This is a genomic window from Rhizobium sp. SRDI943, assembly GCF_057653695.1.
In genome coordinates, this window is the sequence record NZ_CM172787.1 from 1,748,364 (window position 1) to 1,770,810 (window position 22,447).

Annotated in this window: 24 protein-coding genes, 1 tRNA gene and 1 pseudogene; 23 read left to right on the top strand and 3 right to left on the bottom strand. The window is 60.0% G+C overall.

Annotated elements, in window-relative coordinates; translation table 11 throughout:
• The first annotated feature begins 17 nt into the window (after positions 1 to 17).
• Both AC245Y_RS09200 and AC245Y_RS09205 read left to right on the top strand, forming a co-directional pair.
• Positions 18 to 1,070, top strand: a complete 1,053-nt coding sequence (locus AC245Y_RS09200; protein ID WP_017993941.1) for a phage minor head protein — start codon at positions 18 to 20, stop codon at positions 1,068 to 1,070.
• On the top strand, positions 1,070 to 1,525 hold the full coding sequence (locus tag AC245Y_RS09205) for a hypothetical protein (protein WP_017993942.1): 456 nt from the start codon (positions 1,070 to 1,072) through the stop codon (positions 1,523 to 1,525). Before AC245Y_RS09200 ends, AC245Y_RS09205 begins: the two co-directional genes overlap by 1 nt.
• Here the strand turns inward: AC245Y_RS09205 and AC245Y_RS09210 are convergent.
• Positions 1,494 to 1,697, bottom strand: a complete 204-nt coding sequence (locus tag AC245Y_RS09210; RefSeq protein ID WP_017993943.1) for a hypothetical protein — start codon at positions 1,695 to 1,697, stop codon at positions 1,494 to 1,496. The genes AC245Y_RS09205 and AC245Y_RS09210 overlap by 32 nt on opposite strands.
• 16 nt (positions 1,698 to 1,713) lie before the next feature.
• Here AC245Y_RS09210 and AC245Y_RS09215 point away from each other — a divergent pair, with 16 nt between their 5' ends.
• The 18 genes from AC245Y_RS09215 to AC245Y_RS09300 are packed head-to-tail and all read left to right on the top strand — an operon-like array spanning position 1,714 to position 17,100.
• Positions 1,714 to 2,157 carry a phage tail terminator-like protein gene (locus AC245Y_RS09215; protein WP_017993944.1) on the top strand — a complete coding sequence of 148 codons (444 nt, stop codon included), beginning with the start codon at positions 1,714 to 1,716 and terminating at the stop codon, positions 2,155 to 2,157.
• A 58-nt stretch (positions 2,158 to 2,215) separates the two neighbouring features.
• On the top strand, positions 2,216 to 2,953 hold the full coding sequence (locus AC245Y_RS09220; protein WP_017993945.1) for a hypothetical protein: 738 nt from the start codon (positions 2,216 to 2,218) through the stop codon (positions 2,951 to 2,953).
• Positions 2,953 to 3,369, top strand: coding sequence for a hypothetical protein (locus AC245Y_RS09225; protein WP_017993946.1), 417 nt, complete (start codon positions 2,953 to 2,955; stop codon positions 3,367 to 3,369). The genes AC245Y_RS09220 and AC245Y_RS09225 overlap by 1 nt, the downstream gene beginning before the upstream one ends.
• Positions 3,370 to 3,401: 32 nt before the next feature.
• Positions 3,402 to 3,707: a phage tail assembly chaperone gene (locus AC245Y_RS09230; RefSeq protein ID WP_432431643.1), complete on the top strand. Its 306-nt coding sequence runs from the start codon at positions 3,402 to 3,404 to the stop codon at positions 3,705 to 3,707.
• A 6-nt stretch (positions 3,708 to 3,713) separates the two neighbouring features.
• Positions 3,714 to 6,896 (top strand): phage tail length tape measure family protein, encoded by a 3,183-nt coding sequence (locus AC245Y_RS09235; protein ID WP_017993948.1) that lies wholly within the window; start codon positions 3,714 to 3,716, stop codon positions 6,894 to 6,896.
• A 2-nt stretch (positions 6,897 to 6,898) separates the two neighbouring features.
• Entirely contained in the window at positions 6,899 to 7,633 is a 735-nt protein-coding gene (locus AC245Y_RS09240; protein WP_017993949.1) for a hypothetical protein, read from the top strand.
• Positions 7,633 to 8,247: a hypothetical protein gene (locus tag AC245Y_RS09245; protein WP_017993950.1), complete on the top strand. Its 615-nt coding sequence runs from the start codon at positions 7,633 to 7,635 to the stop codon at positions 8,245 to 8,247. Before AC245Y_RS09240 ends, AC245Y_RS09245 begins: the two co-directional genes overlap by 1 nt.
• A 6-nt stretch (positions 8,248 to 8,253) precedes the next feature.
• Positions 8,254 to 8,670: a DUF6950 family protein gene (locus AC245Y_RS09250; protein WP_017993951.1), complete on the top strand. Its 417-nt coding sequence runs from the start codon at positions 8,254 to 8,256 to the stop codon at positions 8,668 to 8,670.
• Positions 8,652 to 10,865 (top strand): phage tail protein, encoded by a 2,214-nt coding sequence (locus AC245Y_RS09255; RefSeq protein ID WP_017993952.1) that lies wholly within the window; start codon positions 8,652 to 8,654, stop codon positions 10,863 to 10,865. Before AC245Y_RS09250 ends, AC245Y_RS09255 begins: the two co-directional genes overlap by 19 nt.
• 12 nt (positions 10,866 to 10,877) lie before the next feature.
• On the top strand, positions 10,878 to 12,374 hold the full coding sequence (locus AC245Y_RS09260) for a hypothetical protein (protein WP_017993953.1): 1,497 nt from the start codon (positions 10,878 to 10,880) through the stop codon (positions 12,372 to 12,374).
• Positions 12,374 to 13,135: a hypothetical protein gene (locus AC245Y_RS09265; protein ID WP_017993954.1), complete on the top strand. Its 762-nt coding sequence runs from the start codon at positions 12,374 to 12,376 to the stop codon at positions 13,133 to 13,135. The genes AC245Y_RS09260 and AC245Y_RS09265 overlap by 1 nt, the downstream gene beginning before the upstream one ends.
• Positions 13,132 to 13,713, top strand: coding sequence for an SGNH/GDSL hydrolase family protein (locus tag AC245Y_RS09270; protein WP_017993955.1), 582 nt, complete (start codon positions 13,132 to 13,134; stop codon positions 13,711 to 13,713). The genes AC245Y_RS09265 and AC245Y_RS09270 overlap by 4 nt, the downstream gene beginning before the upstream one ends.
• A gap of 33 nt (positions 13,714 to 13,746) precedes the next feature.
• Positions 13,747 to 14,820, top strand: a complete 1,074-nt coding sequence (locus tag AC245Y_RS09275; RefSeq protein ID WP_157628333.1) for an SGNH/GDSL hydrolase family protein — start codon at positions 13,747 to 13,749, stop codon at positions 14,818 to 14,820.
• Between the two features lie 37 nt (positions 14,821 to 14,857).
• Entirely contained in the window at positions 14,858 to 15,451 is a 594-nt protein-coding gene (locus tag AC245Y_RS09280) for a glycoside hydrolase family 19 protein (protein ID WP_017993957.1), read from the top strand.
• Positions 15,451 to 15,807 (top strand): hypothetical protein, encoded by a 357-nt coding sequence (locus AC245Y_RS09285; protein WP_017993958.1) that lies wholly within the window; start codon positions 15,451 to 15,453, stop codon positions 15,805 to 15,807. Before AC245Y_RS09280 ends, AC245Y_RS09285 begins: the two co-directional genes overlap by 1 nt.
• Positions 15,807 to 16,169 carry a hypothetical protein gene (locus tag AC245Y_RS09290; protein WP_017993959.1) on the top strand — a complete coding sequence of 121 codons (363 nt, stop codon included), beginning with the start codon at positions 15,807 to 15,809 and terminating at the stop codon, positions 16,167 to 16,169. The genes AC245Y_RS09285 and AC245Y_RS09290 overlap by 1 nt, the downstream gene beginning before the upstream one ends.
• On the top strand, positions 16,147 to 16,398 hold the full coding sequence (locus tag AC245Y_RS09295) for a lyase family protein (RefSeq protein ID WP_017993960.1): 252 nt from the start codon (positions 16,147 to 16,149) through the stop codon (positions 16,396 to 16,398). Before AC245Y_RS09290 ends, AC245Y_RS09295 begins: the two co-directional genes overlap by 23 nt.
• Before the next feature lie 6 nt (positions 16,399 to 16,404).
• Entirely contained in the window at positions 16,405 to 17,100 is a 696-nt protein-coding gene (locus tag AC245Y_RS09300; RefSeq protein ID WP_017993961.1) for a hypothetical protein, read from the top strand.
• Positions 17,101 to 17,331: 231 nt separating this feature from the next.
• Here the strand turns inward: AC245Y_RS09300 and AC245Y_RS09305 are convergent, their stop codons facing one another.
• Positions 17,332 to 17,625, bottom strand: a complete 294-nt coding sequence (locus AC245Y_RS09305) for a hypothetical protein (RefSeq protein ID WP_017993963.1) — start codon at positions 17,623 to 17,625, stop codon at positions 17,332 to 17,334.
• A gap of 58 nt (positions 17,626 to 17,683) precedes the next feature.
• Between AC245Y_RS09305 and ligD the strand changes: the two genes are divergently transcribed.
• The 3 genes and pseudogenes from ligD to AC245Y_RS09320 all read left to right on the top strand — a co-directional run.
• Positions 17,684 to 18,727: a non-homologous end-joining DNA ligase gene (ligD, locus tag AC245Y_RS09310; protein ID WP_017993964.1), complete on the top strand. Its 1,044-nt coding sequence runs from the start codon at positions 17,684 to 17,686 to the stop codon at positions 18,725 to 18,727.
• An 83-nt stretch (positions 18,728 to 18,810) separates the two neighbouring features.
• Positions 18,811 to 18,885, top strand: a tRNA-Arg gene (locus AC245Y_RS09315).
• Between the two features lie 449 nt (positions 18,886 to 19,334).
• Positions 19,335 to 19,553 (top strand): annotated as a pseudogene (locus tag AC245Y_RS09320) (ATP-binding protein); the annotation flags it as partial.
• 128 nt (positions 19,554 to 19,681) lie between these two features.
• Here the strand turns inward: AC245Y_RS09320 and AC245Y_RS09325 are convergent.
• Entirely contained in the window at positions 19,682 to 21,961 is a 2,280-nt protein-coding gene (locus AC245Y_RS09325; protein ID WP_026157339.1) for a right-handed parallel beta-helix repeat-containing protein, read from the bottom strand.
• Positions 21,962 to 22,447: the final 486 nt, after the last annotated feature.

Below are 22,447 nucleotides of genomic sequence, written 5' to 3' on the forward strand. Positions count from 1 at the left end.
GGCGAAGGATAAACCAGATGGCCACCCTTCGCCAACAACTCCTTGAGCTCGTCGACAAACTGTCCCCGGTGCTTGAGAAAGCCTTCCTCGACGCGATCGACGACATCAAGAGCGAGATCGTCCTTCGCGAGGTCGTGGCGAAGCTTGAGGCTCGTGACATCGAGGGCGCCATACAGGCGCTGCATATCGATCCGGCCGCCTTCCGGCCGCTGTCTGAGGCGATGAGGCAGGCATACGATGCCGGCGGCTTGCTGACCTCGCAGAACATGCCGCGGCTGGCCGACGCGTTCGGAAACCGCATCGTCTTCCGCTGGGACATGAGCAACCAGGGGGCAGAGGCGAACATCCGCAATCTGTCGTCGACGATGATCACCAACATCAGCGAGCAGACGGTCGCGGCGGCTCGGCAAACCATCGTCGAAGCCTATTCGCAGGGCGCTGGCCCGAACAAGATTGCTCTCGACCTGGTCGGCCGGAAGTCGGCGACCACCGGCAAGCGGGAAGGCGGCATCATCGGCCTGAATGGGCCGCAGGCAGAGCTTATCGAGCGGACGCGGATCAATCTGCTGTCGGGCGAGCCGGCGCTGATGCGGAAGTATCTGACGCTCAAGACACGCGACAAGCGTTTGGACAAGGCCGTGCAGCGCGCTATCGCCGCCGGCAAGCTGCTGGACAAGGAAACGCTCGACAAGGTGCTCATGCGCCTGCGGGATCGGAACCTGCGCCTGCGTGGCGAGACCATCGCCAGAACCGAGACCGTCACGGCTGTCATGTCCTCGAAGCATGAGGCGTTTCAACAGGCGCTATCGAAGTCGGGCAGGGATGCCACGCTTGTCACCCGCAAGTGGCGATCGGCCAGCGACCGTAAGGTCCGCCACACTCATGAGGTCCTGAACGGCCAAGAGGTGAGGGGCATGGATCTCGCTTTCCAATCTCCAAGCGGCGCGTTGCTGCGTTATCCTGGCGACACCTCGCTAGGCGCCGGCGCTTCCGAGGTTGTCGGCTGCCGCTGTGACGTCGAATACAACTTCGACTTTGCCGAAGCGTTCGCGCGGTCTCGGGGGCGGTAATGACCGGCTTTGCAGCGGCGATATCCGATTGGGCGCGGGAGACGGAAGGAGCCTTTGAGGCCGTCTTCCACGCATCTGCGCAAGAAGTGTTCAATGCTGTCAGGCTGTCGGTCAAAGACGGCGGCCGGATGCCGATCAAGACGGGCAACCTTCGCCGGTCGTTTCTCGCGTCCACGGCGGCGATGCCATCGATCAAAGAAGGCGCTGCGACCTTTCCGGATATGGGCGGCGCATCGGAATTGACGATTGCCGGCGCCCCGCTGGGCGCGACTGTCTACATCGGCGCCCAGGCTGCATATGCGGCTCGGCTCAATTACGGGTTCGTCGGCGAGGATTCCCTCGGTAGGACTTACAATCAGACTGGATATGGCTTCATCGAGGCAGTCAGCCAGCGTTGGCCGCAGATCGTGGCGGCGGAAGAGGCTAAGGTTCGCGCTCGCTTCGATCAAGCTTGACGCCTTCGGAGAGCGTCAGGAACGCCGTCTGGATGATCGTCAGATCTCGGATGGCCATCGAGAGCACGTCTTGAGCATGCTTCGTCCGAACGGTCTTATTCAGCAACGACGCCAGCGCCTGGTGAAGCAGGTCATAGACTTCCTCGTCGCTGAGCGGGTGATTATCGGCCATAGGAGAGCAGTAGCAGATGGCTGACACAGCTGAGAAGAGCATATTTCAAGCGCTCCTCATCCAGATGAAGACGCTGCCTTTGCCTTCCGGCATGACATTGGCCGGGAACGTGGTCCTGCCAGGTGTCCAGTTCACCCCTCAAGCGACCACGAAATACGTCAGCTTCGAGGTGCACTTCAACACTTCGATCAGGACTGATTTGTCGCTTCAGATCGAGCCGATCAGGCAGGGCTTCATCCGAGGCAACGTCCTCTGGCCAAAGACCAGCGCGCAAGTCGATGCGATCGATCTAGCAGGGATCATCTGCTCGCTTTTCTCCGCCGGCACGAAGCTCCTGCAGAGCGGCAGGCAAGTCCGCTTCGACCAGGATCCAGAAGTCGGTGTGGTTGTCACCGGAGATACTCATTTCACCGTGCCAGTGACAGCTTTCTGGCAATCCTACCCGTTAGTTCCGGCCTGATTGGCCTGCCACCTCGCACCTTAGGCAAGTGCTCAATCAGACATGAAGGAAGACCATCATGCCCCAACTGTTTCCAGTGGCTGGAAGTCATTTTGACATTGGCCCGGCCGTAACCATCGTCCCCGATGACGCCGACCTCGACGCAACGGATTTCGCTTCCGTAGCCTGGCAAGAGGTCAAAGGCTGGCAGACGATGGGCTCGATCGGTGACAGCAAGACGCTGATCTCCGAGGACATCATCAATTCCGGCCGCACTCTCAAGGCTGCGGGCACTCGCAACGCTGGCTCGATGCAGAACTCCTTCATCGTTCAGCCGCTCGATCCCGGCCAGATCGCGATGATTGCGGCATCCGAGACGCCGTACAACTATCCGTTCCGCGTCCGGTTCGACGATGCGCCGCCGATCCGGTCCTCCACCGCGACCATCACTATTGCTGCTCCTGGCGCCGTCACGTGGACAGCGCACGGCCTGGCAGTCGGTGATCAGGTCAAGTTTGCGACCACTGGCGCTCTTCCCACCGGTCTGACTGCCGGCACCACCTACTACGTCAAGACGGTGACAGACGCCAACTCGTTCACCCTTGCCGCCACTCCGGGTGGTGCGGCGATCACCACCACCGGCACGCAGTCTGGCGTCCACACCATCTCCTCGGTACCGACGGGAACCACGAAGATGTTCTATGGCATCGTCATGAGTGCTCAGGAGCAGGGTGGCGGCGCGAACACCGCTCGCCTTTTCCAGCCGACTGTCGAAATCAACAGCGCGATCGTAACCGTCGCAGCCACGGGTGATTGATGAGCAAGAACGCAGAGGACTTTTTCGATCTCTCGGCCTTCGACGACAACCTTCGGCTCCAAGAGGAAGGGATCGACGTCAAGATAGTCGGTCCCAACGGCAAGGAAACTGATCTGGTGATCACGGTTTGCGGTCCGGATAGTAGCCGGGCCCAGGCCGCTTCACAGGCCTTGCAGAAGGAGATCGAGGCAGAGGCCGCGAAGGAAGGCAACACCGACCTCAACAGCCCTGAAGACCAACGTCGCCGGCAGATCAGCTACCTCGCCAAGCTGACGAAGGGGTGGAATAAGCCGATCGGACAGGATCGGCTTGCCTTCTCCGAAGAGAACGCGGTGGCGATCTACACGAAGTATCCGCTGATCGAGAACCAGGTCCGGTTCACGGCCGATCGACGCAGCTCTTTTATAAAAGCCTGACGGCAAAGCTTGATAAGGCTCTTTGCGATCAGCTGTCAGGCAAAAAACCACGCGTCCCGGTAGCGGGGCGCCACGTCTGGGAATGGTTCTGGAAGATGGACCGAACCCGGGAGGGGACAGGCTACGGAATCAACCCTCTGCAGCCAGCCCAAATCGCCGCATGGTTTCGATTGCGGCGTATTGCTCCCCATCCTTGGCATTTGGACGCAATCGATAAGCTCGATGCGACCCGGATGCGCGTCTATTTCGAGAAGAAGGACGACAAGGAGCCGGAGCAGGTTTCGAGCCGTCCACTGACGTCCCGCCTATTCGATGCCCTGTTCCCCGCAAAGAGGTAAACGCCATTGTCCGTTGCCCAGTTAGGATTTGCGATCGATTCCAGCCAAGCGGCTGGTGCGGCAGCAGACCTCGACAAGCTGACTTCGTCTGCCGCCAAGGCGGAACAGGCTGCGCAGCGCACGGGCGCCGCCGGCACGCGCATGTCGCGCGGGTTCGCCGACCTCAATCCAGCCTTGGACAAGATCGTCGGCTCTCTCGGCCGTCTCGAAGGCATCACGACCTCGATCGACAAGCGTCTTGATGCGATGACCAGCGCCGCCGGCCGCGCTGCGCGTGCCAATCAAGTTCTGGACAAGTCTGCGATCGAGGCGAGCACCGCTTACAAGCAGCTTGAGGCATCCCTGAACGCCGTGACGGCTGCACAAAAGAAGGGGGACGCCAGCCTCGCCACCTCGCTTTCCGCGATCGAGAAACAGCGTGAGGCCATTGCGCGGCTGAATGCCGAACTGCAGAAGCTTCGCGCTGCACCCGCACCAGCCCCAGGCGGTCGCCCGTCGCCAGCCAACAATAACGGCAGCCAGGGGAACGTCGGAAACATCGCCGCCCAGTTCTTCGACATTGGCACCACTTCTGCATTCATGAACCCGGCGACGGTAGCCATCCAGCAGGGTCCACAGCTTGCTCAGGCGTTCGCCGGGCAGTCTACAAAGCAGGCGCTCGCCGGCCTTGCTGGCGGTCTCGCTGCGATCGTCAGTCCGCTTTCACTCGTCGCAATTGGCCTGACCGGTGCCGCCGCTGCCGCCATTTCCTACGGCGTCAGCGCGCTGACCGCGAGCGACGACACGAAGAAGCTCGAAGACGCGATGGAGCGTCATGACGGCATCATGAAGCGGCTGGAGGAGCGGTACGGCTCCCTCATCGACAAGGTGAAGGGCTACGGCATCGAAAGCACCCGCATGCTCTCGATCGAGGCCAGCTCGGATATCCGTGGGCTGCGCAACGCGACCAAAATCACCGGCGAGGAATTCTTCTCTGGCATCGGTACCCAAACGCGCGGCGGTTATGTCGCCGACAATTCGATGTTCGGTTCCGGTTTCATGGCGTTCAACGATGCCATCACCAAGCTGCGCAACGAATTCAAAGCTGGCCGACCGGATTTTGAGGCCTTCTACGACAGCATCTACAAGACGGCGCAGACCGACCCAGCATTTGCAAAGAAGGCCGACGAGCTCGCAAAGCTGGTCGCGCAGTTCCGGGAAGGCAGCCGCGCCCTTGAGGAGATGGAGCGCATCCAGCGCCGCCTCTTTAACGACGTTGGCCCGAACGGCATGCTGCTATCACAGGGCCCGACGAGCCGCGATGACATGGGCAATCTTGCCCTGTGGCAGTCGCAACAGAAGGTTGCCGCACAGCGCAGACAGCAATCCTTCGACGCTCAGGTTCAGGGCGTCAATGCTCGGTCTCCTCAGGAACGCGCCGCTGCTGCCCGTGCATCGGCAGCTGCACAGTACAATGGCGACGAATCTGTAACCGAGCGCCGTGTTCGCATAGAGCAGGCAGGAGCACTGGCGCTTGTTCAAGCGGAACGCCAGCTGGCAGATGCCCAGCGCGACCGCGCTTTGAACCTCGACAAGACCCTCCAGGATCAGCAGCAGGAGATTGACCTCGTCGGCAAGACCGGCGGCGCGGCCGCTGCGCTCCGCAAGGAATATGAACTGACGTCCGCGCTCAGGATGGAAGCGGCCCGCCAGGGGATAGATGTCGACCAAAAGGAACTCGACCTCATCCATCAACGCGCCCAAGCGCTGGGTGAGCTAACGGACAAGTATAATCAGAGCCGTTTCAACTTCGAGATGGGTCAGCAAACGGCGGACGCCCGACTTTCTCCGCGCGATCGGCAGATCACGACCACGCTGCGTCAATATGGGTTGCCGGAAGACCTGGGTGGATCGAATGCCGCGATGATCGGCAAGCAATACGACTGGCAGCAGGCGAAGGATATGGCCAAGGGCTTCGGCAGCGCCTTCAGCAACGAGCTTGTCTCTGGCAGCCACGACATCGGCAAGAGCTTCCTGAAGGGCTTCGAATCCGCTGTGACAAGCCAGGCATCTAAGCTCTGGGAGAAGTTCTTCGACGGTATCGGCAACATGTTCGCCGACATGCTCACGGGAACGAAGGGCAGCGGGGCGGGTTCCAGTAGCGTTGGGCTGGTTGGCGGCGTTGCTTCTGCCGTTATGGGGCGGGGCGCTTCAAACAACAACCAGGTCACATCATCCGGATCTGCCGTCGATCTAGCCTCTGGGCTTCTTGGCAAAAACGAAACGTCGGGCCGTGTCGACATCAATTCCTTCCTCAAAAAGGGGGGCGTAGACATTGATGCGGCACGCACAGCTTGGTGCGCTGGCTTCGTTAACTCTTCGTTGGAGCAGGTTGGGGTTGATGGCTCCGGCTCATTAGTTGCAAACTCATTCCAAAAATGGGGCAAGGCTGTCGACCCAAGCAGTGTTTTGCGTGGCGACGTGCTTCTTCAATCTCGTGGCCTTGGCGCGAATCAGAAAGGCGGCCATGTCGGTCTAGCTACCGGATCGTCTCGTATATTCGACGGCCAGCGGCAGCTTGAAATGCTCTCCGGCAACCAAGGTGATGCAGTCAGCAATGCATGGGTGAACGCTTCTGAGCTTCAGGTCCGTAGGGCAACAGAAGCTGCAGATGCTCTTGGTGGGCTGGCTTCATCTTCGGGGGCGGCTACCCAAGGTCTTGGAAAACTCGGGCAGTCATTGTCGACCAGCTTTTTCCCAGCAGCCCCCTCTGCCCCGGCGCAGTCCGGCGGCGGCGGACTATTCGGTTGGCTCAGTGGGCTCTTTGGAGGCTTCAAGCCGATCGGCGCGCAAGCAACGCTGGCGGCATCCGGTGGCATCTCGGGCCTGTTCGCAGATGGCACGAACTATGCCCCTGGCGGCATGGCGATCGTCGGCGAGCGCGGTCCTGAACTGGTGAACCTTCCGCAAGGATCGCAGGTCTTCAACACCAATCGCAGCGCTCAGATGATGGGCGGCGCCGGCAACGACAATGCGGCGGCGTCTGCGCCTCGGAAGCTCGAAGTCCATGTCCACGGCGGGAGCGGGGACGAGCATGTCCGCGAGCTCGCCAGGCAGGGCGCACAGGAAGCGCTCTATCAGGACAAGATCGACCAGACGCGCGGCGGCTTCGGCAATACGCAGAAGAAATTCAATACTCGGAAGGGCTGACGATGGCCGTCTATATCAATCAGCCCATGTTCCCGGTGGATTTCCTGCGGCCCAAGCAGGCGCGCTTCGATAACCCGGGCAGTGGCTTTGACGGCGGCGTCAATGGCGTCGGTGAGCCGATCAGCGTGGAAACGTCTGGTGGCGGCATCATCACGGCGACCTATTCGGAGATGGTGCTGGAAGGGCCAGACGAGCGCTTCGAGGTGCTGAACTGGCTCGGCGCCCGTCTCAATGGCGGGTTCCGCTTTATCAACGTGCCTGTGGTCAACGACAAGATCGGGCCTTTCCCGGTCATCAGAGGTACGCGCCGGCCGATCATCAGCGGCATCCCGCATTCGGATGGCGCTCTGTTCTCCGATGGCTCCGGGTATTCCCAGACGACCGTCTACGGCGAGGTGACGGAGGATGCAGCCCTCAATGCCGGCATTCTCTCGTTGCGCGTTTACGGAGCGGCTCGGGGCGTCTTCAGGTGGTCCGATTGGTTCTCCATCCATCATCCTACCAAGGGATGGCGGGTGTACCGGTCATGGGAACTGATTGACCAGACCGATGAAGAGAACCCGGTCTATCGGCTCGCTCTCGCTCCACCACTTCGCGAAGCGGTCACCGTCGGCACCCGGGTTGAGATCGCACGGCCGCGCTGTGTGATGAAACTTCCCAAGGGCGTGACGATCCCTTGGGAATATGCGGGGTGGTATTCAGCGCGTCCTACTGTCCAATTCACGGAAGCGTTCTGATGGCCTACTCGGTCGAATACGTTCCGGCTGCGGTCGTCGAGGAGATGCGCGGCAGCCATCAGCTCGGCGTGTTCCTTCGCATCGACACGGATCCGGCGCTGCACATGTGGTTCGGCGTCAACGATGTGCCGATCGGCTTCGACGGCATCGATCCGGATGGAACGGTCTATCTCGGCGGCGGCCGCCTCATCGGCGTGCCCTCGCTCGAGGTGCTGGTCAACGGCACATCCGACGCGGTTGACTTCTCGGTTTCCGGCATTGACCCGGTCACCGGGGGCAAGATGCTCGACAGCATTCCGCCCGTGCGTGGAAAGTTGGTGCAGGTCGGATTGACGACGCTGGACCGATATTACCAGCCGATGAGCAGCATTATCCCGATCTGGACCGGTGTCGCCTCGCATCCGAAGGAGGCACGGGCGCCGATCAGGGAAGGAGAGACGGCAACTTTATCGCTCAGCCTGGCAGTGGTTGCCGGCGAAAATACCAGATCGCGCCCAGCAAAGGTTCTCTGGTCAGATGCCATGCAGCGCTCGCTGTACCCGACCGACGCCTTCTGCGACGGCACACCACGGCTTGCCCGCGGCATCCAGCCGAAGTGGCCGGTATTTAGCTGAGGTTTCATGGACATCCACGAATTTCTTGACCTCCCGCATCGATTTCGATGGGGCGGAGTGGGCGGCGACGATTGCATGACCTTCCCGGCCTCTTGGGCATTGAGGTGCATCGGGATTGATCCGGCCGCCGATCTTCGCGGAACCTACCGGACAAAGGACGAGGCCCACGCCATCATTGCGAGCCATGGAAGCGAATTGGCATTCATGGACGTGCATCTCGTCCCGATGGGCGCAAAGCGCATCCAGCAGCCGCAGACAGGCGACATTGGGCTGATCAAGGCAATGACCGGCGAGACGGTGGCCGACCAGATGGAAACCCTGATTGGCGCGATCTGCTTCGGTCCCCTCTGGGCCTGCATTCATCCTGTCGGTGTGCGAGCAAAGCCAGCTGAATTCGTTGCTGCATGGAGATTGCCTTGCTGAGAGATGAGCGGTTCTATCAGCAGCGGTTCAGTGATCCGTTGCAGCGTCTCATCTGGGGAGAGATGCTTCGCAAGACGTCGACGCTTTATCCGATCGCCCGTCGCGACCCGATATTCACGCCACTCTTCACGGCGATTTTCGGGGCTTCATTTGCGGCTACGGCGGGAGGAGCCCTTGTAATCGGCGGCCTGTCGGCAATTGCCACCACCGCGATCTCGATCGGCATACAGGCACTCTTTGCTCCAAAGCCGCCAAAGCCGGAAGACGGGAAAATTCCTAAGGTTCAGTCCATTCCCTACAGGCAGTGGGGTGTGGGGCGCGTCCGTGTCGCGGGCGCCTACATGCTTTGGGAGGCGGTCGGCAAGAATCTGTATGCCGTGCAGGCCATCGCGGGACACCCTATCAAGCGCATCAACAGATGGTGGCTCCATGACGATGAGATCGCGTTGGAGGCAGACGGCACGATCGAGGACGGAACGAATTACCGCACGAACGTTCGTCTTTTCTATCGGTATGGCGTGACGCCGGAGACACCGTATTGGGACATAGCCGCAGCTCTCGCGGGCCAAGGCGTGTGGACGACCAGTCACCGTGGAGATGGACAGGCCTCGATCGGGATGATCGCGACCAGCGACAAGGCAGAGCGGCAGAATAAGACATTTCCTTATGGGCCCCCGCAAGTCTCAGTCGAAGCCGATCTCGCTCTTTGCTGGGACTTCCGAGACCCCCTTCAGGATCCGGAAAACCCGAACACCTGGGAGTGGACGCGCAACGCTGCGGTAATCATGGCGTGGCACCAGTGCTTCAACGAGTTCGGCCATCGCCGGGACTATAAGCGCGCAATTCTGCCGGTGCTCGACATGTGGCAGGAGGAGGCTGACGTCTGCGACGAGCTGGTACCGCTGGCGGCGGGCGGCTTTGAGCGGCGCTATGAGTGCAACGGCTTCGACACGACGGAGAACGACCCGAAGGCGGCGACGAACGCAATCCTCTCCTCTTGCGACGGCTGGATATGCGAGCGCGGCGACGGGGCTCTCCTGTTCATCGTCGGCAAGTTCAGGGCAAAATACCTCACCACACTGACGGACGCCGATATCGTCGGCCATCAGATCGAATATGACGTGCTCTTCGAGGACGAATGCAATCGCCTCATTCCGAAATTCTGCTACCCGGAGATCGGCTATGCCACGTCCGATACCGATTATTTCGAGGATGTTGGCGCTCAGCTGACTGCCGGTCGCGTCCTGGCGCAGGAGGCGAACTATCAGTGGGTGCAGCAGTGGCGGCAGGCTCGTCGGCTTGGCAAGAGAGATTGGCTGCGCCTTCAGCAGAAGGTTACAGGACAGCTCAACGTCCGGCTGTCTGGCATAAACTCGGTCTATAGCCGGTGGGTCCGCATCGCAGCGCCGAACATGCTGCCGAGGCTTGACGGCAAGATCGTCGAGAACCGCAAGTCGGTGCTCTCGCTTCTGCAAGGCGGCTTCGTGATGGATATCATGCAGCACCCGGAGAACATCGATATCTGGAATCCCGCGATCGACGAAGGACGGCAACCATCAACGCCGCCACGGACCAGCCCGGAGGGCGCTGCGACTCCTGTCATCAATCTCGTCCAGGCGCGGCCGAACGGCGATAGCGTCTACATCCGGGTCGTCATCATTGACCCGGAAGACGACAGCCTCATACCGGTTATCCGCTATAGATTGGCGGATGCGGGCTCTGGCCTTCCCGGGGCGTGGATCGAGCAACGCTTCCCGAACCCTGTGCCGGCCGGCGGCTTCATCGACATGAGCACGACCGTCGTGCCGTCGAACAAGCTTCTGGATGTCCAAGTCGCCTTCATCGCCTCCGATGGCGACTATGGCCCGTGGTCGATCACTGCAAACGTCACGTCGACGGTGGACCCGACGGCGCCGGCATCGCCGATCAACATGACGACCAACAACGCATCTGGAACCGTCACAGTGGCCGCGACGGCGGCGAACGACAACACCCGATACCTGGTCTTCAAGCGCGGCACGACGGGGCAGAGCTTCGCCGCCGCAACGCTGATCGGCCAATACAACGTCACTGCCAACCAGACGATCAGCTTTCCGAACACACCCGGCACTGGCACTTGGAAATACTGGTGCGGCTCTGAAAACGCATCCGGCATTCCATCGCCTTCGCAGGCATCATCCACCATCACAATCTAAATCGGAGTCGACATGGTCGAGACCGCAAATAACATTTGGGCTGACGGTCCGAGTGCAGACCCCTATGAGCCAGACAAGCGACAAATCCGCGAGTGGGGAACATGGGTAGAAGGTTCCATCACGGCCTTTCTTGCCAGTGGCGGCAAGGTCTATGCCACGCGAGCGGCTCTTTACGGAGACCTTTCGCAGACGGCTAACACGATGGCGTGGGTCCTTAGCGACCCGACAGCTGCCTACAACGGCATCTACCGGAAGAACGGGGCGGCCAACTCAGGTTCCTGGACGCGACTTGGCGACCTCCCTTATTCCTTCATCGTGGCGACTGATGTCGGGGCCGGTACGCCGAACGCTATTCAGGCGACGACGAGCATCCCGGTCAGCCAATCTGCCTTGATCATCCTTGGCGTCTTCGAGGCGAATGACGGATCTCCGGTCACCGTCTCGTTCAACGGCGGATCGCCGCTCACCGTCAAGACAAATTCCGGCAATAATGTCGTAGTGGGCGGCCTGATCGCCGGGATGCAGTTGCTCGGGGTCGTTTCCGGCGCGACCTTCCGCCTCGTCAGCGATCAAGTGTCATCGGCCATTATCGCCACAGCAGAAGACGCGGCAACTCGAGCCGAGACGGCTGCCGATGAGGCGGCAGACTGGGCAAACCTTGCCAAAAACAATTATGTCCAGAACAGTTTCACCGGCGACGGCACGATTACGGACTTCCAGCTTTCTGTCGATCCTGGAAGCGCCAACAACATGTTCGTCAACGTTGGAGGCGTCTCGCAGCCAATTTCGGCTTACACGCTGGAGCATTCTGGCGGGAATGCTTACCTACGGATTCCATCTCCGCCGGTTCCAGCGGGCATAGAGATCGACGTCCGTTTCGGCAATAAGATCACAGTAGGAGCTCCAAGCGATGGCTCGATCACCACGGCCAAGCTGGGGGGCGATGCAGTCACGGCCGCCAAGATGTCGGCGGCGGATGCGGCGAACATTCGCACGAAAATCGCGGCGGCGGGCTCTGGAGACGCATTGACCAATGCTCAGATGCCAACGGGAGCGGTCGTTCAGTCTGTCCTTGTCTCAAGCATCGCAAATACGGCGTTGTCCGCCACAATCCCCCGCGACAATACTGCCCCGCAGATCAGCGAAGGAACGCAGATCCTCATTGGCTCTATCACGCCACGGTCGACGAGCAACAAGATCCGCGTCCGTTTCTCTGGATGGTTCGAGGCATCTGCGGTCCTCCATGTAATCGCGGCAATATGCGTGTCGTCCCAGACGGATGCTATCGGGGCGACGATGGTAACTTCTGCCGCCACCGCTGGTTACGGCACGCCCATGGCCTTCGAGGCCGAATTCACTCCCGGATCTACTTCATCGCTTGACGTCTCCGTTCGGGCGGGTCCGGCGGACTCGACACCGGGGAACGTGCGATTTTCATCGGCAAGCGGCGCTCACTTCCTTGGAGCGGCTGGCAAGATAACAATGGTCATCGAGGAGGTTAAAGCCTAATGGTTCAGAAAATCCCATCGACCATGACGCAGAGTGGCCTGCCGCCTCAGTTCCTGGTGGGCTTTGAAACATATCGAGATCCGACGACCCCAACCAAGCGCATCGTTGTCTCTCCGGGTTCATGCAGATCGCAGCTCAATGACGCCGATCTCATCCTGACCAGTGGCATCATGAAGCGCCTAGACCAAACGTGGGCAGCAGGTTCTGGCAATGGCGGCCTTGATCAAGGAACGCTTACCGCGAGTGTCTGGTACCATTGCTTTGTAATCATGAACCCGACTACAGGCGTCGTGGATGTTCTATTTTCGGGCTCGATCACAAACCCGTTGCTTCCGACCGGGTTCACCATATATCGCCGCGTCTGGTCTGTCCGGACCGATGCTTCATCGAACATCATGCCATATACGCAGACGGGCGACTGGTGCGCGTGGGGGTCTCTGTCGACCGAATACACCGGCAATTTGGGGGCATCGTCTACTGTAGTGGCGATGCGAGTGCCGATCGGAATGAAAATCGAAACGCAATTCTTGATCCTCACGTCTGGCGCAGGTGCCGGTGAGATCGGACTTATGGACCCGGATTCCGGCGACCCCAACTCAGGCCGGTTCTATACCGTGATGAACAAGCAAGCCTCCATCTCTGCTGCGTATCGCGGTCTCGTATTCACCGATGTGAACGGCAGAACTGTCGGCTGGGCCGATGCCAATATCACCGCTTCGATCCAGACCATCGGCTATCGTGACCCGAGGGGCAAACTATGAAAGAGATCCGTATTGCGACCTGTGGAACATCCCTCACTTTTCAGGGGGACTACTTTAACCTGTGGCAGCGTCAGGTCGAGCGCGGCCTTCACGAAGGAAAAGAGACATCGGCGCGGATTTATAATTTCGGGGAAAACGGCCAGGACAGCGCTGGTGGCTTGTTCTATTTATACAGAGCCTTGCAAACCCGCCCCGAAATCGTCGTTCTCGAATACAACATGAATGACGCATATATCGTGCGGAATATCTCGGTTGCCCAAGCTCAGTCCAATCATATGAGCATGATTTCGCAGCTCCGGGCGAACGACGCCAATGTCAAGATATGCCTGATGATCATGAACCCACCAGTCACCGGGGGATCAATACCCCTTTCAGACCGAGTGAACTGGGCTGCCTACGCGCAAATGTACCGTGATATGGTGACCGCCGACCCTGCGTTGACGCTTATCGATCTGGCTCCTGGTTGGGCAGGGGTTACAGTGTCTGAAATCCCAGACGGGGTTCATCCGACCAAGGCGGCCGTGTCAACGCGGTCCGTGCCAACGATGATTTCATCTCTGCGACCTCTGATAAGCTAGCGCATCAGGCACAGCCTATTGTAAGTGATGATTATGCTGCGCACGATATCCCTTGCCGTCATCTGCTTTTTAGCCATTTGCGGCGCTGCCCTCTGTTCACCTTTGACAGGTCGAGAGAACCTCGCCGCGTTCTATTCTGCGTTGGTGAATGCGCGGGAACATGGGACGACTGTCGATATCCATATAGTCGGGGATAGCAAGGTTGCTGGCGTCGGCGTAACCGATGGCTACAGGTTCGATCAGCTGATCGCCGCCGGCGCTAAAGGCTATCCACTGGATGTCACATTTGACGGTTTCGGCGGCCAGAACTCATGGCTTTGGGCGAACGGCAAGGTTGAAGACTTTATCGATAGGCACAGCGGCGCCAGTCTTCTGATCATCGATTTCGGCACCAACGAAAACTTCAAGGTCGCCGAAGGTGGCGTGCAAAGTCTCGAACAGGTGAGGGCAAACCATCTGGCCGCCATCGCCAAGATCCGGGCACATCGATCGCCATCGCAGCTTTCAATATTGATCCTTGGGCAAACGTCCGCGAATAATTGGAACCCGAATTACAAGCAGACGCTCGCGAGCATGACGGCCATCAACGGCGTGTTGCGAGAGGTTGCCCAAGAGACGAACTCAGCGTTCTTCGACCCGCTTGAGCTATTCCAGCGCGCGCACTCCGAGGCCGGTTGGATGGATCAGCTGCCGACGCCATTATATGGCGACGGCAACGTACACCCCGGCAACGCAATGAATTTAGCAATGGTCGGCATTCTCGCCGACGATCTCTTCCCGCTTCCGTACCGGTTTGGGGAAGGTCATCCTCAATTGATGAGCAGATGGGTTCCGGTTGACCCTGCCATGCCGCCGCGGGTAGCGATCAGAGACGATCTTGTCATCCTCGACGGCATGATCACCGGCGGCAAGAACAATCTCGACGATAAGCTCATCGCCCTTCCGATCGGCTATCGCCCTCCTGCCGATCGCTATGTGCTTGCCCCGACTTCGACGAGGGGAACGTTCGTCCAATTGCGGATAGGTGCGGATGGGTTCGTTCGCATCGCAAGCAAGTACCGAGGGAGCTACGTCTCGCTCGACGGAATATCCTTCCGCGTCAACTAGCGCATAGCGCAACCCTAACACAACTTGGAGACTACCCATGAATCGAGCGCATTTCTATGCGGGCGTTCGCTCGTCGTTGTTCGGCGGCTCGCTTGCCCAATCTCAGGTCGAAGGCATGGAAGCCGTGCTCGACGAGGCAAGCAAGTCGTTCATCGATCCGCGGTGCCTTGCCTATATGCTCGCCACCGCTTTCCATGAGACCGGCCGGACGATGCAGGCAATCCACGAGCGGGGCGGGGCGGATTATTTCTTCCGCATGTACGATCCGAAGGGCCAGCGCCCAGCAGTGGCCGCCCGACTCGGCAATACTCAGAGCGGCGACGGCGTCAAGTATGCCGGCCGCGGCTTGGTGCAATTGACGGGCCGGCGGAACTACACCCTATTCGCCAAGCTCACTGGTGTGGACTTGGTCAATGATCCCGATCGGGCGATGCAAGACGACATCGCCGTGCGCATCATGTTCGTTGGCATGGATCGCGGTCTCTTCACTGGCAAGAAGCTCGCCGACTATTTCACGTCGAAAAGCTCGGATTGGGTGAACGCCCGGCGGATCATCAACGGCACCGACCGGGCCGACGTCATCGCCGGCTATGCCAAGGACTTCTATAACGCCCTGCAGGATGCCGCCTGATGCGCCGACCGCTTGAGGCGAAGAAGAGCGGAGAGCCTGGCTGGTCATGGCGTCGAGCCGTGATCTTCCCGCTGATCGTCTTTGCCTGCTGGCGGCTGATGGTCATGGAGAACGCTCCGGACACGGTGGTCAATCAGACGATCGCCTGGGGCTGGATCGTGCTGATCATCTCGCTGGCCTTCTTCTATACCGGTTTCGCCACCGCCCAGGACATCGCCGCGATCCTCGCCACGCGAACGGGCCTACCATACGCAACGCCGCCGGTTGCCGTCGATGGGGAGCCGGTCGGCTATCAGCCAGAGCCATACGAACCGCCGCCCCGGCCTTTCGATCCTCGCGACAACGGGAACCGCTAATGTTCGCCTTCTTCGCAAATCCCATTGGCAAGGTCGTCGGCGCCGTCGGCCTATGTGTGCTCGCTTTCATCGGCTTCCGCATATGGCTTGCCGCCCACGATGCGAATGTGCGCTCCGGATATGTGCTGCTGGCCGAGAAAACTGCAGCCGAAGCCAAGGCCGCCGAGATGGAGCGCCAGCGCAACGCCGCCGCGCAGGCGACCGAAGAGCACCGCAAGCGCCTTGCCGCGGCTGAGGCTTCCGAGCAGGCCGCCAAAGACACCCTCGAAAATGAGATCAGATCCTATGAGCTTCAACTCTCCGAGAAGAACCGCGCTTGCGCTGTCACTGCTGCTGATCGTGACTGGCTGCTCCGCCACTGAGCGCCTCAACCGTGCGGCTACCGCGAAAGGACAGGCGCAGGCGGGTGTGCTGCTTCCGGCGCTTCCGGATGATCTGCGCAAACATGAGCCACATGCTCCGATCGTGGAGGGGCAGCCGGTGATTTCCATCCTGGCACGAGAAAGACAGGCGCTCGATCGGGCGAACGGGCGCCTGCAACGAACAGTCGAATTCTACGACGACATCAAGACGCGCCTCGGCGCACGATAGCAATGGATGGCAGAGGGCAGGGCGCGCAAAACGATGGCGGATGACATGAACAACGGCAATGGCAACGGCACCAGCGTATTCGACCCTATGGCCTCGTGGGCTCGGCTTTCCGAGCGCGTGGAGAACCAAGGCAAAGACATTGTGGATCTCCGGTCGAATATGAACACCGGGTTCCAGGGCGTCAATGCGAACCTTTCTGCCCTGTCGAACGAACTCCGCAGTTCAAGCAAAACCCAGTGGCCAGCCATCTGGGCTGCGCTCAGCGTAGGCGTCGGTATTCTCACCGGCCTTGGCTTCATGGCCTTGCAGCCGATCAAGGACAACGTCTCGCAGATCCGAGAAGACGCAAAAGCGCAATCTATCTCTACGGGCTTATCGATCGCCTCTGTCGTCGACAAGATGGTCACGCAAAAGGAGATGGAATGGCGCACAGCTCGAGGCGCCGAAGATCGGAAGCGCCAGGATGATGCCGTTATCGATCTCCGCACAAATACTGTCAGCCGAAACGAGTGGTCGGAGCGCAATCACGCTCGCGATGGAGAGATCACCGAACTCAGCCGGCGCATCGATGAGCTGCGGCAGCAGGTCGGCGGCATTTATGGGGCGACGGACGTGATCAAGGATCTTCAGAACGAAGTAAAGATGCTGCGCCAGCGACAGTTTGAAGAGGCGATCGCTCAAGGGAGAAAGGCTCCGGAGTGAGGCTTACCAGGTGGCTGCGTTCCATGCAGTTGCCGCTCGCCACGTCTCATGCTCGCGCTGGCGGATCGGGTCGCGGAAAAACGGCGGCGTTTCGATTGATATCGTCTTGCTGCAGCTAGCGCAGGAGATGGTCGAGATAGGCCCGTAAACGGCGATCGGCTTGCGTCCGCAACATGGGCGTGGATCCGGTGTCGTATCGTCGATCATCACTCTGGTGTGCCGCATTGCTTCCTATCGACCACGGTTTGGCCGACCATGCAATTCCAGCAGTTTCTCATAGTGCTCCTCGACCCTCCGGCATGCCTCCCGGGAGTTAGCCTCCCATCCGCTGTGAGGCACGATGTGTTTCCGCACCCAGGGGAGGTGGGTAATATTCCACTTCCACATACCTATCTTGGTGTGGCTCGTTTGGTCTAGCTGGATGCGGCCGAACGACTGTTCGCCGTCGAAACCGCTGAAGTCCTGGTGTCCTTCACCTGGCCAGGTCTCGCGCCATTTGTAGATCGGCTGGTATACATCTTCCATTGCGTGGACTCATCCATCGGTAGACAGCATTTTAAGCACTTGCTGATGTGATGGTTCCATGACCAAACCTCCGAAGTCAAAACCGCTCCTGCAGGATGCTGATAAGCCGGTTCAATCCCGGCCGCGCAAGCCGCGAAATCCCGCGCAGCCAAACCTCCCCCTCGACCCTATGCCGGATCGCATTGATCCGTGTCTCGCTCTCCTCAAGCCAAAGCCGCCCAAAGGGCCGCAATGGGCCTTCGAGGTGAAGTGGGACGGCTACCGTCTGGCCATCCACATCGAGCCGTCTGGTGTCCGCATCCTGACGCGCGGCGGCCATGACTGGACCGACCGCTTCCCCGCGATCGCCGCCGAAGCGAGGCGCCTTCCTGTCGCCACGGCCATCCTGGACGGCGAGGCTGTTGTGTTCGACGAGCAAGGCCGGTCGGATTTCGGCAGGCTTCAGCAATCGCTTGGCGGCCGTGGTGGCAAGAGAATGTCCCGCGAGGCAGTTCTGCTCGCTTTCGACCTGCTCTATTTCGACGGCCGGGACCTTACCGGGACAGAGCTGACCGCGCGGCGCCACCTCCTCGAGGGGTTGGTGCCGGCCGGCGGCGAGGAGGCGATTCGGCTATCCGAGGAGATCGAGGCGGACGGAGAGACGCTCCTCCGTATCGCCTGCGAGCATGGGCTCGAAGGGATCATCGCCAAAGATCGCAACAGCCCCTATCGTTCCGGCCGAGGCGGCGACTGGCTGAAGATCAAATGCGTCCAGTCCGACGGCTTCGCGATCGTCGGATACGAGAAGTCGACGGCAGCGTTCGGAGGCATCGGCCGACTGCTGCTCGCGGCGCGCAAGGGAAACGAGCTCGTCTATGTCGGGGGAGTTGGGACCGGGTTTAACGAACGATCCGCCGCCGAGCTCCGCGAGCAGATGGATAGGCTTATCATCGCCAAGCCAGCCGTCGATACCGGAAGGAAGCGGAACGCCGTCTTCGTCCGCCCTGAGCTTGTGGCTGAGATAGAATATCGGGCCTGGACGCATGACGGTAAGCTACGGCATGCGTCTTATAAGGGGCTGCGCGAGGAGCAGGATATGGCCGAGGTTTACGAGCTGACATGATCCAGTGGGAGCGGGAATGGTTTACATCGTGCCCGGATTATTCAACAAAAAGCGGGTCAGTAATTGTAAACGGATTCACTGAAGGCCCTGCAAATGCTAAGTTTAACGTCTGCCTTCTAAGCAGGTTGTCGCAGGTTCGATTCCTGCAGGGGTCGCCACAAATCCAATGACTTGAAGCCGCCGCGTGACCAGCCCGAAGGGGCCCGGTCACGCGGCGCTCACATTGACCGCCGTCCGGCCAATCCCGCGTACGGCGGCCGGACGGGCGTCCCTAAAGCGCGTCGCGATCTTTCGCTCCTCGCGCTTTAGGTCTCTGTTTTCGCGCATGTCGTTGTCGCAAAACCGCTGCGCACTTTTGCGCGACATGCTTTAGCTAGAAGGATTGAGTCCGGTCGCGCAGCGGCCGGTCCTTTGCGCGACCGAACCGTCACGGGCCTCCATCATCTCGCTGATTAGTGGGCTTCGTACCGCTCTCCAAGTTCGTCGACGATCAGCAGCGTGCGGCCGCACAACTGCTTCTGGAAACGGAGGACTCGCCGCTAAAGCACGATGCGTAGATTCAAAGAGTTAGAGCGCCGTGCGTCCGAAAGGACGCACGGCGCTCTATACCGGTGCGGAATTATTGTTCGAACTTATCTCGCAACGCTAGAAACGCGGCGCCACTTTGATCACCGGCAACCTTCCGTTCGACGAAATGGACGGAGACCTTGGGATTCGAGCGCCTGACCGGCGCTTTGCTGGACCGCATCACCCACCACGCAACATCCTCGAGATGAACGGCGACAGCTATCGCCTCGCGCAAAGCCGCGCCCGAAAGGCCGGCTGACACCTGTCGAAAAATCGCGGCGCGCAGATTGCGCGCCGCGTGGCTGGTTTTTACTCCGGCGTCGACATATCTCCGGATTGTTGGCACGATTGTTGTGGCGATCGGACGACCGCCACAACGGGTACGGCCTACAGAAGAAAATCGCCTGTCCCCAGGTGGACGAGGCCCTTCATCTGAACCTCGAAATCACGAACGCCGTCGCCGTTCAGGTCGCCCTGGATAACGGTAGCGTCGTTCGCGGATCCAGCCTTGTCTTCATAGTGCCAAGCGAGCGCGCCAGCCTTGTGGTCGAAAGAGGCATCCTCCTGCGCCAGGAAATGGAAGGTTCCATTGCCCTGCGCAGAGCCATTCGCATCTATCGCCGAGAAGTCCATCTTATCGACGCCGTGCTGGAAGTCGGTGATGACGTCGCGGTTCGAGCCGGACCCGATTTCCGTCGGTGCTTTGAAGACAAACGTATCCGCGCTGACGCCACCGGTCATGATGTCCTTGCCGGCACCACCGATGATGACGTCCGTGCCGGCGCCGCCGTTCAGCTTGTCCGCGCCGGCCCCGCCATCGAGAACGTTGCTGCCGCTATTGCCGGTCAGCACGTCGTTGTAGCTGGAGCCAGTCAAGTTTTCGATGCTGACGAACTTGTCGCCGGTGGCATGCCCGCCCGATGCGGCCCCAGTCGCCAAGTTGACGTTGACCCCGCCGGAGCCCGCATAGCCCGCCGTGTCCTGTCCGGTACCACCATTGATGACGTCCCCGCCGGCGCCGCCGCTGAGCTTGTCCGCGCCAGCCCCGCCATTGAGAACGTTGCTGCCGCCATTGCCGCCGGTCAGCACGTCGTTGTAGCTGGAGCCCGTCAAGTTTTCGATGCCGGCGATCTTGTCACCGGTGGCTTGCCCGCCCGATGCGGCCTTAGTCGCCAAGTTGACGTTGACCGCGGTGGAGCCCGCATAGCTGGCGGTGTCGTTGCCAGTGCCGCCGTCGAGCACGTCCGCGCCGGCGCCGCCCTTCAACACGTCACTACCGCCGAGACCCTTGAAGGTTTCGTTGCCGCCGTTGGACTGGCCGGTGTGTGGCATGATGTCGTTGCCGTTGGTCCCGACGAATTCCTTCGTCGGCGTGGTTGGCGTTCCCGGTTGTGTCGGTGTGGTTGGCGTTCCCGGTTGCGTCGGCGTGGTTGGCGTTCCCGGTTGCGTCGGCGTGGTTGGCGTTCCCGGTGCTGCGCTGGAGCTCGATTCGTAGGCACCGACATCGACAGTTCCAACGACGCGAGCGTGGCCGTCCAGATCGTCCGAGGCGACGCCGTACTTGTTGGTTCCGTGGTCGATCGCCAGCGAGCCGGAGCCGAGGTGGAAGTTATCGCTCGCTGCCCCCGAGAATTTCGGGTCGACGCCGAGCTGGTTGCCGTTCGCCGCGCTCGGCATCGCGTTGCCGCCGTCGGTCTTGACCGAGGCCTGGCCGGCCGTGCCGTTGTAGGTGATGTTGTTGGCCCAGACGACGTTAGTGTTCTTGTAGCTGTCGGTCGACGTGTTATCGATCGCGGTGTTGTTCTTGTTCAGCGATGGGTCCGCCACGGCGATGTTGTTGACCCAGGTGTTGTTGCTCGACGCCGAATTGCTGAGCTCGCCGCGCCAGGTACCACTATTCGCCGGGTCCTGATTGTTGTGGTATGCGGTGTTGTTTTTCACCGTGACGGAGTCGCTCCAGGTAACCTGGATGCCTTTGCCGCCGTTCTGGTAGACGAGGTTGTTCTCGACCAGGGTCTTGAACGTGTAGTTCGGATGACCGCTCGCCTGCGTGCTCTGGAAATCGTCGATGATGATGCCGTTGCCATCGGTGTGCGCACCCGACTTCGTGACGTTGTCGTGCGAGATGTTGTTCCGCACGATCGTCCGGTAGCCCTCCGTCGAAGTATCGCCGGTGATGTTCCGGTTCTCGTAGATCGAGATGCCCGAGAACCAGCCCGTCGATGCGTTATTGTAGGTCTCGTTCCCTTCGATTTTGATGAAGTCCGACTGGTTGAACTGGATGCCGGACTCGCCGCTGCCGTGGACCTTGTTGTTGAGAACTGAGATGTGGTGGACGTTGTTCGCTTCGATGCCGTCGCCTTTGGCGCCGCCGATGTCAAAGCCGTCGATTGTCACGTAGTTGGCGTTGACGCTGATCGCGTTCCACGAGCCCGCGGGCGGCCGGATCAGCGCCCCGCCGGGCACTTCCGAGCGCAGCGTGATGTCGGCTGCCGCCGAGCCGTCTTTGTCGAAGTTAATAGCTTCGTTGTAGGTCCCCGCCTTCACCACGACCTCGTCGCCGGGCTTAAGGTTCGCCGACATCGCCTCGCTGATCGTGCGAAAGGGAGAGGAGGTGCTGCCGTTGCCGCCGTTGCTGCCAGTTGTCGCTACGTAGTATGTTGTCATGGTCTTGTTCCTCAACCCCCGCCCGTTAATATTTGTGGTTAATCCTGCTTTACGGCGGCAGGTTATAGGGCGACATTTTGGAGGGCGCAACAGCAACGCAACAGTAAGTGCTTGAGAAGCATAGCCTTATTGCTGCCACAATATCCGAATCGATCCAAAGTTACGTTTTGAAATATTTGGTGAATTTCGAGTCGCCCAAAATGTGGCGGTATTAATATCTCGCCTGCCGCGAGTTATTCTTTCTGCAACCAGAGCGACATGCGTCCATTGAAAACTTTAGAAAAACCTGATGCGCGTGGCTGGATTGCTCCCGCCAAATGCGGAATCGACATTTTTTTCTGAATTCGGCAATTTTGGGCAGCATCGCCTTACGATTGGTGCTGGTCGAGGTGGTAATGGGAGGTCGACAGTATCGATTCGACCAACCCATTGCCCAGCATTTCAAGCGCCACCGCGTTCCCGCCGAGACCATCGGGCATGCGGTGT